Source organism: Thalassolituus alkanivorans, from assembly GCF_020447205.1.
Taxonomy (GTDB): domain Bacteria; phylum Pseudomonadota; class Gammaproteobacteria; order Pseudomonadales; family Oceanobacteraceae; genus Venatoribacter; species Venatoribacter alkanivorans.
In genome coordinates this window covers 292121-307709 of the sequence record NZ_JAJAEL010000035.1, presented here as the reverse complement: position 1 = coordinate 307709, position 15589 = coordinate 292121, and the positions used below count along the sequence as shown (strand labels likewise).

Here is a 15589-nt window from a genome sequence, read left to right as displayed (position 1 = left end):
TGGCACAAAAGTCAGAACCTGTTAAGGCGGCTGCAGCGCCGCTGACATCATCGTTTCAGCCAGGCAGCCGGGTCTTGCGGGCGGCCCTTATAACGGATCTCAAAATACAGATTCGGTTCCGTACTGCCACCACTGCGGCCGATGGTGGCAATGTTGTCACCCTGATTGACCCAGGCTCCGACATCGCGCAGCAGTGTCTGGTTATGGGCATACAGGCTCAGGTATCCCTGTCCGTGATCAATAATGGTGATTAAACCAAAGCCGCGCAGCCAGTCGGAATACACCACCCGGCCATGATGAATGGCACGCACCGGCAGTCCTTCCGGTGCACTCATCACCCAGCCCTCCCAGCGCGTCATGCTGTCATTGTTGCGGTTGCCAAACGCATGCAGTACACGGCCATCGACCGGGCGCGGCAGCTTGCCTTTAAGAGCGGTAATCGGCCGGGCATCTTCTTTACGCGGGCTGTTGACCAGCAGGGTCTGAACTTCGTTAAGCAGGGCTTCCAGACGTTTGCGGTCGGCCTGTTTCTGGCTCAGGCGCTGTTGTTCGGTTTTCATCTGCCCGGCGAGTTTAGCCAGTAATTGTTGCTGTTCCTGCTTACTGGCTGCCATTTCGCGGTTTTTATCCAGCAGCTTTTTTTCGGTGCTCAGCAGTTGCTGTTCCTGCTGTGCAATCAGCTCGGCGAGATTATCCAACCGTTCAAGTTCGGCCAGAATCTGGTTGATATGCTCAATGCGGGCGTTATTGAAATAACTGAAGTAGCGCAGCATACGCTGCGCCTGTTGCGGATCATCCTGATTAAGCAGGAGTTTGAGCGGCCCTTCTGAACCGATACGCTGGGCGGCGCGCAGCTGCTCAGCGAGGTGCAGACGGTGTTTGTCCTGTAGCTGACGGAGCTGTCCCTGCTCCTGTCTGAGCTTTTTTAGGCGGTCTTTCTCCTCCTGCAGGCGGGCACGGGTCTGCTCGATCTGCTTGCTCAGCTCAGCAATGTCTTTATCCGATTTACGCAGCGCATCGTTCAGCTGGCTGTACTCATCTTTTGCTGAGTTCAGCCACTGTTCGAGCTTGGCAATTTCGGTTTTCAGCGCATCCAGTTTCGCTTCGTCGTCGGCCTGCGCCGGCAGACACAACAGCGCCAGGCAGAAGCCGCTCAGCAACAGTGATTTCATATCAGTTGCCGTAGCTGACCAGACTGTTGCCGTCCATTTCTGCCGGCTGCTCCAGACCCATCATGCTCAGCAGGGTTGGTGACACGTCACACAGACGACCCGGATTCAGCTGTACGGCTTCGGCACGGTCATGCACGTAGATCAGGTTAACCGGACCTGTGGTGTGCTGGGTCATGGCTTCGCCATTGTCATCCAGCATCTGTTCGGCGTTGCCGTGGTCGGCGGTGATCAGGCATTCGCCACCCACTTCCAGCAGGGCGTCGGTCACGCGTCTGATGCATTCATCGATGCACTCGGCGGCTTTTACTGCGGCGTCGTAAACGCCGGTATGACCAACCATATCGCCGTTGGCGTAGTTGCAGACGATCAGGTCGAATTCGCGGTTTTTAATCGCGGCGACCAGTTTGTCGGTCACTTCCGGGGCGCTCATCTCAGGCTGCAGATCATAGGTGGCTACATCCGGGGATTTCACCAGAATGCGGGTTTCGCCGGCGTATTCTTCTTCGCGGCCACCGGAGAAGAAGAAGGTAACGTGGGCGTATTTTTCGGTTTCGGCAATGCGCAGCTGGCTCAGGCCCAGATTGGATACGTATTCGCCAATGCCGTTGCTCAGCGTGGCCGGCGGGAAGGCACAGCTGGCTTTAATATCGGCGGCGTATTCGGTCAGCATGACAAAGTCGGTTAACTGCGGACGGGCAGCGCGTTCAAAGCCTTTGAATTCATCGCCGGAGACAAAGGCGCGGGTCAGTTCGCGTGCACGGTCAGGGCGGAAGTTAAAGAAGATCACCGCGTCGTTATCCTGTACACGGCCGTCGGCACCCTCAATAACGGTGGCTTTCACGAACTCGTCGTTTTCGTCACGGCTGTAGGCGTTGGCCAGAGCTTCGCTGGCGGAGGCGGCGCGGAATTCGGCGCTGCCCAGGGTCATGGCATCGTAGCCGGCCTGTACCCGTTCCCAGCGGTTATCGCGGTCCATCGAGAAGAAGCGGCCGATCACAGTTGCGATCTGGCCATTACCCAGACGGGCAAAGGTGTCTTCAATCTTTTTAATGGAAGGCGCGGCAGAGCGTGGTGGCATATCACGGCCATCAAGAATGGCGTGTACATAAGCGCGCTCAGCGCCACGGGCTTTGGCCATTTCCAGCAGGGCTACCAGATGGTCTTCATGGCTGTGCACGCCGCCCGGTGACAGCAGGCCGGTAAAGTGTACGGCACCGCCTTTGGCAACGGCTTTATCGATGGCGGCACAGAGCGCTTCGTTCTGCGCCAGTTCGTTGTCTTTGATGGCTTTGTTGATGCGGGTGAAATTCTGATAAACGATGCGTCCGGCACCCAGATTCATATGGCCCACTTCGGAGTTACCCATCTGGCCGTCGGGCAGGCCCACGGCTTCACCGGAGGTCTGGATCAGTACGTTAGGGTACTGCTTGAGCAGACGGTCCCAGGTTGGGGTATTGGCGTTGGCAATGGCGTTGTTGGCGGTTTCTTCACGATAGCCCCAGCCATCGAGAATGATCAGAGCAGTAGGTACAGGACGCGATTTCATTAAAACAGACTCGGTTACGTTGCCACGAAAGTCCGCCATTGTACCTAAAAAACACGGCGCTCGTCGCCCTGCTGAGCAGGCAAAAATCGTGCTCAGCCATTGATTTTATCTCTCGCTGCGATAGTGCCGGCGGCAGGCAGAGCCGGTCTGTGTGCAATGGCCGGTCTGGGCGGTGGTTCCGCGGGCGGGCAGGTGCTGTTTTCTGACCTTCTTTACTTACCTGAACAGTCCGGTGGTTCCGCGGGCAGGCAGACGCTATACTGCCGCCTTCTTTTTTCGGGTGATGATGAGTAGTTATGGATCGTCTATTTGAATTTGTGGGCAACCACATCGAGCTGGTGGCTATCTGGGGCGCATTTTTGGCGGCTCTGCTGTGGGACAACAGCCGGCGCAGCGGCCAGACGGTATCGACCGCTCAGGCCACATTAATGATCAATAAAGAAAACGCCGTCGTGCTGGATATCCGCGACAAGAAAGACTTCAGCGCTGGTCACCTGGCCAATGCCATGAATATTCCGTACAGCAATCTGGCCAGCCGCCTGAATGAACTGGATGCTCATAAAGAGCGCCCGATCATTCTGGTGTGCAAGACCGGCCAGACTGTCGGTGTGGCGGGCAAGATGCTGCGCGAAAAGGGCTTCAACGCTGTGCGCCTGAGTGGCGGCATGATGGAGTGGACTAATCAGAACCTGCCGGTGGTACGCAGCTGAGGCTGCTCCGGCGCATAATAATCAGAAGGACGTTACGACATGGCCGACAATCAACAGCCGCAGTTCGCTCTGCAACGTATTTACATCAAAGATGCTTCTTTCGAGGCTCCTAATGCACCACAGGCCTTCACCAAAGAGTGGAAGCCAGAGATCAAACTGGATCTGAACAGCGGTGCGCGTAAGCTCGATGATAACCACTACGAAGTGTCTGTTAAGGTAACCGTTACCGCGACCAATGATGGCGAAACCGCTTTCCTGGTTGAGCTGGTACAGGCCGGTCTGTTTGCCATGGTGAACATTCCTGAGCAACAGCTGAAGCCGATGCTGGGTGCCATGTGCCCGAACATCCTTTTCCCTTACCTGCGTGAAAGCATCGACAGCCTGGTGGTGAAAGGTGGCTTCCCGGCACTGATGCTGGCACCGATTAACTTCGATGCCCTGTTCCAGCAGCGTATGCAGCAGGAAGCTCAGCAGGCTCAGGCAGAGTCTGCCGAGCAGGAAACGACTCACTGAGCTGAGTGGTTGCCGTTACGCAGATAATTCTGCGCAGCAGAAATAAAGGCCGCAACCCGTCAGGGTGCGGCCTTTATTGTTTATGGTGGTGTGGATTACCGCTGCTATTAATAGCGCAGCAGACGGCCGCTGTCGGTGGCGATATAGAGCTTGCCGCTGCTGTCGGTTGCCAGCGCTCTCAGGCGTTCGTTCAGATCGGTCAGCAGCCGCTCTTCGGCCACGGCCTGTGGCTGGTTCGGGGTTCCGGCCAGTGTGATGCGGTTCAGGTGAGTTAATTTAAGCGCTCCGGCTAACAGATTGCCCTGCCATTGCGGGTGAGCTTTTCCCTGATAAAACAGCAACGAACCGGGCGCGATTGACGGGTCATACATCTTGACCGGGTCGGTCATATCCGGGCGGCTGCGGGTCTCGCCGACATACATTGGGTTCCAGTATTCCTTTCCCCACGACACAACCGGCCAGCCGTAGTTGTGGCCTTTTATGATGAGATTGATTTCATCCCCGCCGCGCGGCCCGTGCTCAATCGCCCACAGACGCTGGTTGGCAGCATCGTATGCCAGGCCCTGCGGATTGCGGTGTCCGTAACTCCAGATCTCTGCCAGGGCTCCGGGTTTATTGATAAAGGGATTGTCGGCGGGGATATTGCCGTTATGGGTCAGGCGCAGAATTTTTCCGGCGTGTGTGTCCAGGCGCTGGCCGTTGTCGCGCTCGCCTCTGTCGCCGATGCTGAAAAATACGTGTTGTGCATCGAAGGCAATGCGACTGCCAAAATGCTGGCCGCTGCTGCTCGCTGACTGGCTGATCAGCAGTGTCTGCCAGTCTGTAAGGTGCAGGGGCTGCTGGCTGACATCAAGACGGGCCCTGCCCAGCGCGGTGGCGGCCCGATTCTCTGGCAGCGGCGCACTCCAGGTGAAATAAATCCAGCCGCCGGGCTGATAGTCGGCGGCAGTGGCAACGTCCAAAAGCCCTCCCTGACCATCGAACCACACCTCAGGGGCCCCCTGTACTGCCTGCAGTTGCCGCTGTCCGGTATCGAATAATTTAAGCTGGCCGCTGCGTTCACTGATTAACAGCTGGCCGGGTGCGACAAAGGCCATGCCCCAGGGGCGGCTGAGCTTGTCGGTGAGTACTTCGTGGGTGCTTGCTGCATGCAGCGGCGGGGTAAGGAGGGTAGCGATCAGCAGCAGGAATTTCATGGCGGTACTCCCGGATCAGGAGCCGCCAGTATACCCAAGTTGCCGCCAGGCTTCATAAACCATCACAGCCACCGCGTTGGACAGGTTCATGCTGCGGCTGTCGGGCATCATCGGCAGTCGCAGCCAGTGTTCAAACGGCAGGCTTATGCGCACATCTTCCGGTAAGCCGCGGGTTTCCGGGCCAAACATCAGGTAGTCGCCAGCGCTGAAGGCGACATCGGAATGGGTGCGGCGGCCTTTGGTGGTCAGGGCAAACAGGCGCTGTGGCTGTTCGGCTTCGAGAAAGGCGTCATAGTTGGGGTGGATTTTTACACTGGCCCACTCGCTGTAATCCAGTCCGGCACGGCGCAGGCTCTTTTCTTCCATATTGAAGCCCAGAGGCTCAATCAGATGCAGGCGGCAGCCTGTGTTGGCACACAGGCGGATGATATTGCCGGTATTAGGCGGAATTTCGGGTTCGAACAGAACGATATTAAACATAGTACCTGGCCTTAAAAACAGTCGGGCATTATAGATTCCCCGGCTCTGACTGAATACAGACATTGGCCATCCTGCGCCAGAATCATGGTCTACACTCTCTTTAGATTATTTTGTTTTAAAGAGGTGGCGATGCGCTGGCCCTGGCAGAAAAAAAGTCTTCAGGATTCACGCTGTCTGGGCATCGAATTGCATCAGGGCAGAGGCTTTGCTGTGTTGCGTGAAGCGGATGTTGTGCGGGAGTGTTACCGTCCTGCAGATACAGAGCAGGGGCTGGATGGTCTGGCAGCCTGGGTTGGCCGTCAGCAGTTGCAGGGGGTTCCGGTGGTGTTGTCATTGGATGCTCTGGATTATGAACTGCATCTGGTCGAGGCGCCGGCAGTGAGTGATGACGAACTCGGCGATGCTCTGCGTTTCCGCATGCGTGATCTTCTGCCGCAAGGCTCAGAACAAAAAATCATTCAGGGTTTTCGTATGCCCGCTGATGCTTATCGCCGGCGGCTGGAGATGGCCTTTGCGGTGGTGGTCGATCATCGCCGGATTAAAGAACTTGTGCGTTGGTGCAAACATCAGCAGTTACAGTTGCACAGCATTATCATTCCGGAGCTCAGTCTGCTGCATCTGGTGGCTGAAATGGAGCCGGAAACCGCCGTTGGTGTGCTGCGTCTGGATGCTGACGACGGCATGATTTATCTCTACCGCGATGGCGGACTGTATCTTTCCCGGAGGCTGAATACCGGCACCCGCGCGCTGGGTTTAGCCTCCGCTGGTGAAGGTGAACTCAGCCTGGAAACCGACAGCCGGGTTGATGCTCTGGCACTGGATATTCAACGCTCTCTGGATTATTTCGACAGCCAACTGGGCATGGGTATCGTTGGTCAGCTTTGGGTTCTGGTGCCTGATAATGCTGATGTCAGTGAGTTATTACCGGAGCTGGAGCGCAGCGTGAATATTCCGGTACGCAGCCTGTTGCTGGAGTCGGCATTCAGTAACAGCGGCCAGGAAACACTGACCGCTTCACTCGCTATTGCTCTGGGTAATGCTCTTTCTTTTGAACAGAACGACGCGGCATTGCCTGTTGCCGGAAAGGTGGCCTGATGACTTGGCAGATTCGGCAGCGGGTTAATTTTTACCTTGAAGAATTCCGTCCACCGGCTTTGCCGCGTGATATCAGGCAGCTGTTACTGCAGCTCGGGCTGACTGCTGTACTGCTGCTGGTGGCTGCACTTGTGCTGCTGGGGTACTCCCGGTGGCTGCAGCACGAACAGCAGCAGATAAACCAGTTTACGCAGAATCTGACCCGGCAGCTGGAAGACGAAATGGCACGTCACCCGCCACTGGTGGTCGATAACGGTTTGCAGCAGCAGCTTGAACAGGCAAAGCGACAGCTGGCTGACAGTCAGAAAATTTTGCTTTATCTGGGGCGCGAGCAATTGCAGCAAAGCCAGTCGTTTACCCCGTTGGTTGCTCAGCTGGGAGAACAGCAGGTTCGCGGTGTCTGGCTGCAGGGCTTCAGCGTGCGTGGAGGCGGTCAGCAGATACAGTTGCGGGGGTTTGTTGATGAACCAGAGAAACTGTCCCGTTATGTGGTTGAGCTGCTTCAGCGCAGCGCCTATGCGGGTAAATCATTCAGTCAGATTGATATACAGCGCAGCGAACAGCGCTGGCTTAGCTTTGTGCTGGATACGGAAGCTCCCGCAGCAGAGCAGGGCACTGCAGAGTTAACAGCCAGACAGAATCTCACTCGCAGTCAGCAACAGATAAGTAGCGGGGGGCGTTTATGAGTTCCCGCAACAAAGTGTACTGGTGGCGTCATCCGCTCGCGCAAAAGCTTATTACTGCTTATAAAAAACTGCTCCCGCGTGAGCAGCTGTTGCTGCAGATTATTCTGCATGCCGTCATTCTTGCTCTGTTTTCCTTATTCCTGCTGCAACCTTTGTGGCAGCGCAGCGAAGTGCTGCAGCAAACAACCGCCAGCCAGCAGCAACAGAATCAACAATTACAGGAGCAGCTGGCGCAGCTGCAGCTGCAGGTGATGACCGATCCCAACCAGCCTTTACGGGATGAGCTTGCCCGCTTGCAGGTGCAGCAGGCTGATATGAACCGGCGTATCGCTACCCTGACCGATGCCCTGGTATCTCCGGCGCAGATGGTGCCCCTGCTGGAGCAAATGCTGAAGCAGGACAAGCGCCTGCAACTGAAAAGTCTGGTGAATCTGCCGCGTGAGCGTCTGGGTCTGGGGGAGGAATTTGCCGATGTGCAGCTCTACCGTCACGGCCTGCGCCTGACGCTTGATGCCAGCTACGATGGCTTGCTGGCGTATCTGCAGCGGCTGGATGCCATGCCCTGGCGATTGTTCTGGCAAGAGCTGAATTTTACCGTTGATCAGCATCCCCGTGGCGAACTGACGCTTGAGGTATATACCCTGAGTATGCGTGAGGAGGTACTGGGTGGCTGAATATTCTTTCATGCTGAAAAAGCAGTTTCGTCTGTTACCGATGCTTTGGCTGGGGTTTGCTGCTGCCGTCTTTGCCGCCGATCCGACGCAGCCACCGCCCTGGCTGCAGCAGGCGCCGGTTTCGGCAGCAGCAGCGGATGTACCTCTGCGGGTACAGCAGATCCTGATCCGTAAAGGCGATAACCGCGCTGTTATTAATAACCGTCTGGTGCAAGCCGGCGATGTTGTTGACGGAGCTCAGGTTATGGCGATTTATGCGGATAAGGTTGTGGTGAAAATCCGGCAGAAACGGCATGAACTGTCTTTACTTGTTAATACACGACGTATTTCTGAATAGGTATTTATTTTGTCTGTTGTCATTGCCAGTCGTTCTGCACCATTGCGCATTCTTTCTCTGCTGACTCTGGCTTTATTTATGCCGTGGCTGAGTGGCTGCGCTGCGTCTGCGCCTAAAACCCAGCAGGATAAAGAAACGGCTGATAATCTGCTGCTGCAGACTGAAGCGGAACCTGTGCAGGCTGATCTCGATCTGCAGCAACTGCTGCCACCGCTGAATCAGCAGCCGTCTTCGCCACCGCAGCGTTTTGACGTATTGGCCGACCGTACACCGGCCACCGCCTTTTTTAACAGCCTGGTGGATGGAACGGGTTATAACCTGGTGGTTCATCCCGAAGTCAGCGGCGATATCAGTCTGAATTTAAAAAGCGTAACTTTGCTGGAAACCCTGCAGGCCGTGCGTGATATCTACGGCTTTGATTTTGTGCAGTCAGCCTATGGGGTGCAGATTTTACCGCGTCAGCAGCAAACGCGTATTTTTCCGATTAATTACCTCAACGTAAAACGTGCCGGACGTTCCGGCATGCATGTCAGCAGCGGCCAGGTGACATCGACCGACTCGCGTCAAAGCAGTACCCAGACCAATACCACTACCTCTGGCAGCAGCTCGCAGACCATTAACAGCAGTGAAGTTAATACCGAGTCCAATGCTGATTTCTGGCAGGGATTAAAAAATACCCTGCAACTGATGCTGGCTCAGGAAACCGATGCACAGGTGGTGGTTGATGCTCATGCCGGTATCGTGGTGGTAAAAGCCATGCCGGGAACGTTAAATCATATTGCCAGTTATCTGGAAAAAGCGGAGCTAAGCGTACAGAAACAGGTTTTGATTGAAGCAAAAATTGTTGAAGTGACACTGAGTGATGGCTTTCAGTCGGGTATTGACTGGGGAGCCTTTGGTAAGCAGGGAAGTCGCTATACCTACAATGCGACTCAGTCTGCGACCGCATTAACCAACCCCGATTTAATTGATGGTATTTTCTCGCTCAATATTACGGCAACCGACTTTACTGCAGCGCTGCAGTTATTAAAAACACAGGGTGATGTAAAAGTTTTGTCCAGCCCGCGCATTGCCACTGTTAATAATCAGAAAGCGGTCATTAAAGTAGGATCAGACGAGTTTTTTGTTACCAACGTCAGCAACACAACAACGTCAACAACAACCGGCAGTTCCAATACACCGGATATTGAGTTGACGCCATTCTTCTCCGGTATTGCTCTGGACGTTACACCGCAGATTGGTTCCGATCAGGAAGTGACTCTGCACGTACACCCCACCGTGACCGAGGTGGAAGAAAAAGTAAAAACAGTGCAGCTGAATAACGACGATTACACACTGCCTCTGGCGTACAGTACCGTGCGCGAAACCGATTCAATTGTCCGTGCCCGCTCCGGTCAGGTGGTGGTTATTGGTGGCCTGATGCAGAACCGCAAAGTGCGTACAGATGCCAGCGTTCCCTGGTTGGGGAGCATTCCTGTTCTGGGTTGGTTCTTCCGTCAGACCCGGGAAGAAATTGTGCAGAGCGAACTGGTCATCCTGATTCAGCCCAAGGTCATTGATTCCGCACTGAGTCGTGAGCAGGTGGATGAGCTTAACCGGCGCTATTCACGGCTGATGCCCGCCCGGAGGTGAGTATGGATATGACTCAGCTGACCCAGGCCTGTGAGCAATTTTATGGCCTTAAACAGCCACCCTTTGGCTTGACGCCCAATACCGAATTTTATGTGGAATTGCCCAGTCAGAAGCAGGCCTTCGAACTGCTGTTGTTTGCATTGTCGTCTGGTGAAGGGTTTATAAAAGTTACCGGTGAAGTCGGAACCGGCAAAACATTATTGTGCCGCCGTCTGCTCAATGCTCTCAGTGTTGATGGCGTGCGCACTGCTTATATTCCCAATCCGGCATTAGGCGCAGAAGGGTTATGGCGCGCCATTGCCTGTGAGCTTGGATTAAACACGGAAAATAAAAGCGATCTTCAGGTGCAGGAAGATATTCAGCAGTGTCTGCTGCAGTTTGCACTGAATGCTCAGCCGGTCGTGCTGATTATTGATGAAGCTCAGTGCATGCCGGAGGATACGTTGGAAGCACTGCGGCTGATCTCCAATCTGGAAACCGAACGGCAGAAGCTGGTTCAGATTGTTTTATTCGGCCAGCCTGAGCTTAATCTGACGCTTGCTCAGCCCCGCTTTCGCCAATTATTACAGCGTATTACTTACAGCGCAGATCTGCGGCCGTTAAATAACAGCGAAGCTCTGGCGGTGTATCTGCAACAACGCCTGAGTATTGCCGGGTATCGTGGCATGCCGCTGTTTCAGGCATCGGCGCTTAAGCATCTGTGGCAGGCCAGCCGCGGAATTCCGCGACTGGTTAATATTCTTGCGGCAAAAACATTGCTGGTGGGGTATGGCAATGGCAGCCATCAGCTGGAATCCCGTCATGTGGCGAAAGCGGTGGCCGATACCGAAGGTGCTTACCCATCTGCGCCGGACTGGTCATGGCTGCGCCTTTCTACTCTGTTTGCCGCTGTGGTTCTGGTGCTTATATGAGCTTGCTGCATCAGGTTCTGCAGGATATCGATAAACGTGACGCCGTACAGCCGGTGTTACCACCCTCTTTGCAGCTGGATCATGAAACGCCTGCTGCAGCCTATTTCCCGGCGCAATTACGTTTTCGCCGTTATCAGCCTGTGTTCTGGCTGTTGCTGATTTTAATTCCGGTCTTTTTTTATCTGTCTGAGCGGTTAACAGAAAACGGCCCTGAAAAGGTTATAACAGAGGCTGCAGCGCCTGCTGCAATACAAAACGCAGATATTCCGGAAAATGCAGATATTCCGGCGGATTCCAATACTGAAAATACTCAGCCGGCCGCAGCAGAAGAGATTACGGCTGTCATTACTTCAAATAATGAGATTCGGGCCGGAGCGCAGAATACTTTTGCAGAGGATAATCAGCCTCAGCCTCAGCCGTCAGTCCTCACTGCTGCAGAAAAACCTGTAAAAGAGAAAGCAGAGCCGGCTGCGTCAGCAGGTGCTGCCTCGGTGGTGCGCAGCGATCAGGAAGCGCAACAACATTATTTGCAGGCGCTGGATGATCTTGCCAGTCAGCAGTTTTCCATGGCACTGGAGCATATAAATCAGGCACTGGCTCTGGCCGGGCGGGAAGACTATCTCGCCATCAAGCTGCGTATTTACCTTGAACAAAAGGAACGGGAGCAATTTCTGCAGTTTTATGCGCAGCATGCCTCTGTTCTCCATTCTTACTGGCTTGCTGTTGCAGCACCGGGTCTGCATTTGTTTGGCCGTTATGACGATGCTGTCCGGGTTTACCAGCAGCTGATCCTTGCGCAGCCGGATGTTGTTAACTGGCCACTGGCGTTAGCTCAGGCTTTGCATTCTGCCGGGCGAAATCAGCAGGCACGTAGCGTGCTGGAGGGTCTTTATGAGCAGAATCGTCTGACCCCTGATCAGCAGCGCTGGGTTGAGCAAAAATTAAAAAGCTTAAGGTAATTTATGGAAACGCCGAGTCGTAAACGTGTCCGTGTCGGAGATCTGCTGCTGGAAAAGAGCCTGATCAGCGAAGATCAGTTGCATCAGGCTCTGGCAGAGCAGAAAAAAACCGGGAAAAAGCTGGGCCGGGCGATTACTGATCTGGGTTTTGTTAAAGAAGATGAACTGCTGAGAACACTGGCCGATTTTTTTAATTATCCGTTTATCGATCTGGCCCGTTTCCGTATTCATAATCATCTGGTGCAGCGCCTGCCGGAAACCCATGCCCGGCGTTATCGCTGTCTGGTTTTGTCTGAGGAAAATAATGGCTTACTGATCGGTATGGCAGACCCTACCGATCTGATGGTGATCGATGATCTGCAGCGAATCCTCAAGACAGCGATCTTCCCTGCGTTTATCCGTGAGCAGGAGCTCCTCTCTATTCTGGACACGGTTTACCGCCGTCAGGAGCAGATGGCGACCATCGCCGGTGAGCTGGAAGGCGAGCTGCGTGGCAGTGAATTTGATATTGATCAGATGGCACAGTCATCCGATGTTAATGAAGCGCCGGTTGTACGCTTACTGCAAAGCCTGTTTGAAGATGCGGTACAGATTAAAGCATCGGATATTCATATCGAACCGGAAGAAAACCAGCTGCGTATTCGTCTGCGCGTCGATGGTGAACTTCAGGAACAGGTTATGAAAGAAAAACGTGTTGCCTCCGCGCTGGTATCACGCCTGAAAATTATGTCTGGTCTTGATATTTCTGAGAAACGTTTACCACAGGATGGGCGTTTTAATATCCGCGTGTCGAATAAAAATATTGATGTGCGGGTCTCGACCATGCCTGTGCAGTTCGGTGAATCGGTGGTGATGCGTTTGCTGGATCAGAGTGCCGGAATTCTCAGTATGGAAACACTGGGGATGCCGGAAAAACTACAGAAGCGTTTTGAATATCTGATTCACAGGCCCCATGGCCTGATACTGGTCACAGGCCCGACCGGTAGTGGTAAAACCACCACCCTCTATGCTGCTCTCAGTGTGCTGAATCAGCCGGAAAAAAAGATCATTACCGCCGAAGACCCGATTGAATACCGCTTACCGCGGGTAAATCAGGTGCAGGTGAACAGTAAAGTCGGCCTGGAGTTTTCTACGGTATTACGTGCCGCATTACGTCAGGACCCGGATATTGTATTGGTCGGGGAGATCCGCGATCACGAAACGGCTGAAATTGGTCTGCGTGCGGCCATGACCGGCCATATGGTGTTATCGACGTTGCATACCAATGATGCGGTATCAACGGTCGCACGCTTAATGGATATGGGGGTAGACCGCTATCTGGTGGCATCATCGCTGCGCGCAGTGGTGGCTCAGCGTCTGGTCAAAAAGCTATGCCGCCATTGCCAGCAGCCGCATGTCATGGACGCACAGGAAAAGGCCTGGCTGGATGTACTGGAACCGGGATCTTCGGCTCACAATTACCTCAGTGGCCGTGGTTGTCATCACTGTCACAATACCGGTTATCAGGGACGTATCGGTATTTACGAGCTGTTGGAAATGACTCCCGAGCTGGTTGCATCATTGCGTCATGATGATGCGCAGTTGTTTGCTGAACAAGCTGCTACCCAGAGCGGATTCCGTTCCCTGGCATTGTGCGCACTGGATTATGCCCGTGCCGGAGTGACTTCGCTGGAAGAGGTGTTCAGGGTGTCGGCAACTCTGGAAGAGGATCTGGCCAATGGCTGAATTTATTTACCGTGGCCGTGATAACCGTGGCCAGGCGGTGAATGGAATTATTGCTGCCGGCAGCAGCCAGTCGGCGCTGGATCAGCTGCAGCAACAGCAGATCATTGTACTTGCGCTGGATGAGGCCGAAGAGGTCCGGGAATCATCCGGCTTAAATATGAAGTTGTGGGCGCGCGAGCGTATCAGTGCGGACGAATTAATTCTGCTGACACGGCAGCTTTACTCGCTGACTAAAGCAGGTGTTCCTATTATCCGTGCTTTAACCGGGCTGGCAGAGTCATCGGTAAATCCCGCCATAAAAAATACACTGAATGGTATCAATCGTTCTCTGGTATCCGGGTCGGATCTGGTGACTGCTTTCCGCCAATACCCGCAGTACTTCTCTCCCATTTTTATCAGTATGGTGCATATTGGTGAAACTACGGGGCATTTGGCGGATGCATTACTGAAACTGATTTCGCACCTGGAAATGGAGCGTGAAACCCGTAAGCGGATTAAAGCCGCATTACGCTACCCAACCATGGTTGTTGGCAGTATCAGTATTGCGATGGTCGTGATCACGATGTTTGTGATACCCAGCTTCAGTGGGGTGTTTAATAATCTTGGCGCCCAGCTTCCCTGGGCTACCCGCGTGTTAATGGGCACATCACAATTTATGCAGGATTACTGGTTGTTCTTACTGGTGATGCTGAGCGTTTCCTTTTGGGCATTCCGGGGCTACGTAAGAACACCGCAGGGTGCCCTGTTCTGGGATGAGAAAAAGCTGAAAATTCCGATATTGGGCGGCATCTTCGAGCGTATTGCTCTGGCGCGGTTTTCCCGCTCTTTCGCCATGCTGATGGCGGCGGGGGTGCCAATTCTGCAGGGACTTTCCATTGTTGCCGAGAGTGTCGGTAATCGCTTTATCGGTGCAGCGGTTAAGAGTATGCAGCATGGTATTGAGCGCGGCGATCGCCTGACGAATACAGCAATTGCGACCGGGCTGTTTACCCCACTGGTTTTACAGATGATGTCGGTGGGAGAAGAAACCGGTTCGGTTGATAGTTTGCTCGATGAGGTTGCGGATTTTTATGAGCAGGAAATTGATTACGATCTGAAGCGCCTGGCTGATGCGATTGAGCCGGTTCTGCTGGTTTTTCTCGGCTTAATGGTGCTGGTTCTGGCGTTGGGGGTTTTCCTGCCTATCTGGGATCTCAGCCGTGTGGCGACAGGGCGTTAGGATTCTTTGATCCGGCGCATTAAATTACTGAAAACAGGCGGATTTATGTTTTGTTTCGTAAATATAAACGGCAAAAAAAAATCACTGAGCTAAGGTTTCAGTAGGCTTATGAATGATGGCCGCATCTGTTCTTTACATGCTTATACCAAACTGGAATTTGCGGCGGCGGTCGCTCTGTTGGCACTACTGCCTGCGCTGTTGTTACCGCGTTATAACCGTTTGCTGGATGATGCCAGAAGGGCAGAAGTTATTGCCCAGGGAAGTAGCTTAAAAGCAGCCGTCATGAAAGTGCATGAACGTTGGTTTCTGGATGGTCAGCCCGGAGCTGTCGAACGGCTGAGCGGTTTTGGACGTAATGATATTGCCGTATCGGTTTCCGGCTGGCCGGTGGATGCAGCAGTAACCTCAGCGGACGCGGGTTTTGATGAACAGCAGAATACGCCGGTATCGTCAGATGTGGTGGCCGCAACAGCACCTTGTATCCGCCTTTGGCGGGCATTGCTGCAGGACCCGGTACCACCGTTGTATACCGCTTATGAGCACGCGCCGGCAGACAGCTATCGTGTGTATTGGATCTCCGGTGTTTGTCGCTACGTAAAAGTAACGGCGGCAAACAGTGGAAAAACCGCAGGCAAAGACGCCGGCGGGCAGGAAGAAAACGGAAGTCAGTCTTACATTGAATATAACGCGGCCAATGGCCGGGTCACTTGGTTTATCCGATAAGCAAGCAGGAG

General features: G+C 54.0%; 16 protein-coding genes. 12 read left to right on the top strand and 4 right to left on the bottom strand.

Annotation, left to right across the window (positions count from 1 at the left end):
• Positions 1 to 47: 47 nt before the first annotated feature.
• Complete coding sequence (locus tag LGT44_RS11945) at positions 48 to 1172, bottom strand: murein hydrolase activator EnvC family protein (RefSeq protein ID WP_186435969.1); 1125 nt, start codon at positions 1170 to 1172, stop codon at positions 48 to 50.
• A 1-nt stretch (position 1173) separates the two neighbouring features.
• A complete protein-coding gene (gene gpmI, locus LGT44_RS11940; protein WP_230332656.1) occupies positions 1174 to 2718 on the bottom strand; it encodes a 2,3-bisphosphoglycerate-independent phosphoglycerate mutase in 1545 nt (514 codons plus the stop codon).
• Between the two features lie 296 nt (positions 2719 to 3014).
• Here gpmI and LGT44_RS11935 point away from each other — a divergent pair, with 296 nt between their 5' ends.
• Together LGT44_RS11935 and secB are read left to right on the top strand one after the other, a co-directional pair.
• Positions 3015 to 3428, top strand: coding sequence for a rhodanese-like domain-containing protein (locus tag LGT44_RS11935; RefSeq protein WP_145469817.1), 414 nt, complete (start codon positions 3015 to 3017; stop codon positions 3426 to 3428).
• 39 nt (positions 3429 to 3467) lie between these two features.
• A complete protein-coding gene (secB, locus tag LGT44_RS11930) occupies positions 3468 to 3941 on the top strand; it encodes a protein-export chaperone SecB (RefSeq protein ID WP_145469816.1) in 474 nt (157 codons plus the stop codon).
• 107 nt (positions 3942 to 4048) lie between these two features.
• Here secB and LGT44_RS11925 read toward each other — a convergent pair whose 3' ends face one another.
• Together LGT44_RS11925 and trmL are read right to left on the bottom strand one after the other, a co-directional pair.
• Positions 4049 to 5137, bottom strand: coding sequence for a PQQ-dependent sugar dehydrogenase (locus LGT44_RS11925; protein WP_230332657.1), 1089 nt, complete (start codon positions 5135 to 5137; stop codon positions 4049 to 4051).
• A 15-nt stretch (positions 5138 to 5152) separates the two neighbouring features.
• Positions 5153 to 5617, bottom strand: coding sequence for a tRNA (uridine(34)/cytosine(34)/5-carboxymethylaminomethyluridine(34)-2'-O)-methyltransferase TrmL (trmL, locus tag LGT44_RS11920; protein WP_230332658.1), 465 nt, complete (start codon positions 5615 to 5617; stop codon positions 5153 to 5155).
• Between the two features lie 129 nt (positions 5618 to 5746).
• Between trmL and LGT44_RS11915 the strand changes: the two genes are divergently transcribed.
• The 10 genes from LGT44_RS11915 to LGT44_RS11870 all read left to right on the top strand — a co-directional run bounded on the left by LGT44_RS11915 (position 5747) and on the right by LGT44_RS11870 (position 15578).
• The gene (locus LGT44_RS11915; protein WP_145469813.1) at positions 5747 to 6712 is read left to right on the top strand and encodes a hypothetical protein; all 966 of its coding nucleotides are present in this window, start codon (positions 5747 to 5749) and stop codon (positions 6710 to 6712) included.
• Entirely contained in the window at positions 6712 to 7398 is a 687-nt protein-coding gene (locus LGT44_RS11910; protein ID WP_230332659.1) for a hypothetical protein, read from the top strand. The genes LGT44_RS11915 and LGT44_RS11910 overlap by 1 nt, the downstream gene beginning before the upstream one ends.
• The gene (gspM, locus tag LGT44_RS11905) at positions 7395 to 8072 is read left to right on the top strand and encodes a type II secretion system protein GspM (protein ID WP_230332660.1); all 678 of its coding nucleotides are present in this window, start codon (positions 7395 to 7397) and stop codon (positions 8070 to 8072) included. The genes LGT44_RS11910 and gspM overlap by 4 nt, the downstream gene beginning before the upstream one ends.
• Positions 8065 to 8409, top strand: coding sequence for a right-handed parallel beta-helix repeat-containing protein (locus LGT44_RS11900; protein WP_230332661.1), 345 nt, complete (start codon positions 8065 to 8067; stop codon positions 8407 to 8409). The genes gspM and LGT44_RS11900 overlap by 8 nt, the downstream gene beginning before the upstream one ends.
• Positions 8410 to 8418: 9 nt before the next feature.
• A complete protein-coding gene (gene mshL / locus LGT44_RS11895; RefSeq protein WP_230332662.1) occupies positions 8419 to 10041 on the top strand; it encodes a pilus (MSHA type) biogenesis protein MshL in 1623 nt (540 codons plus the stop codon).
• Between the two features lie 2 nt (positions 10042 to 10043).
• On the top strand, positions 10044 to 10952 hold the full coding sequence (locus tag LGT44_RS11890) for an ExeA family protein (RefSeq protein WP_230332663.1): 909 nt from the start codon (positions 10044 to 10046) through the stop codon (positions 10950 to 10952).
• Entirely contained in the window at positions 10949 to 11911 is a 963-nt protein-coding gene (locus tag LGT44_RS11885; RefSeq protein ID WP_230332664.1) for a tetratricopeptide repeat protein, read from the top strand. Before LGT44_RS11890 ends, LGT44_RS11885 begins: the two co-directional genes overlap by 4 nt.
• Before the next feature lie 3 nt (positions 11912 to 11914).
• Positions 11915 to 13636, top strand: a complete 1722-nt coding sequence (locus LGT44_RS11880) for a GspE/PulE family protein (RefSeq protein ID WP_230332665.1) — start codon at positions 11915 to 11917, stop codon at positions 13634 to 13636.
• Positions 13629 to 14855 (top strand): type II secretion system F family protein, encoded by a 1227-nt coding sequence (locus LGT44_RS11875; RefSeq protein WP_225692159.1) that lies wholly within the window; start codon positions 13629 to 13631, stop codon positions 14853 to 14855. Before LGT44_RS11880 ends, LGT44_RS11875 begins: the two co-directional genes overlap by 8 nt.
• A gap of 108 nt (positions 14856 to 14963) precedes the next feature.
• Positions 14964 to 15578: a hypothetical protein gene (locus LGT44_RS11870; RefSeq protein ID WP_225692160.1), complete on the top strand. Its 615-nt coding sequence runs from the start codon at positions 14964 to 14966 to the stop codon at positions 15576 to 15578.
• The last annotated feature ends 11 nt before the right edge of the window (positions 15579 to 15589 follow it).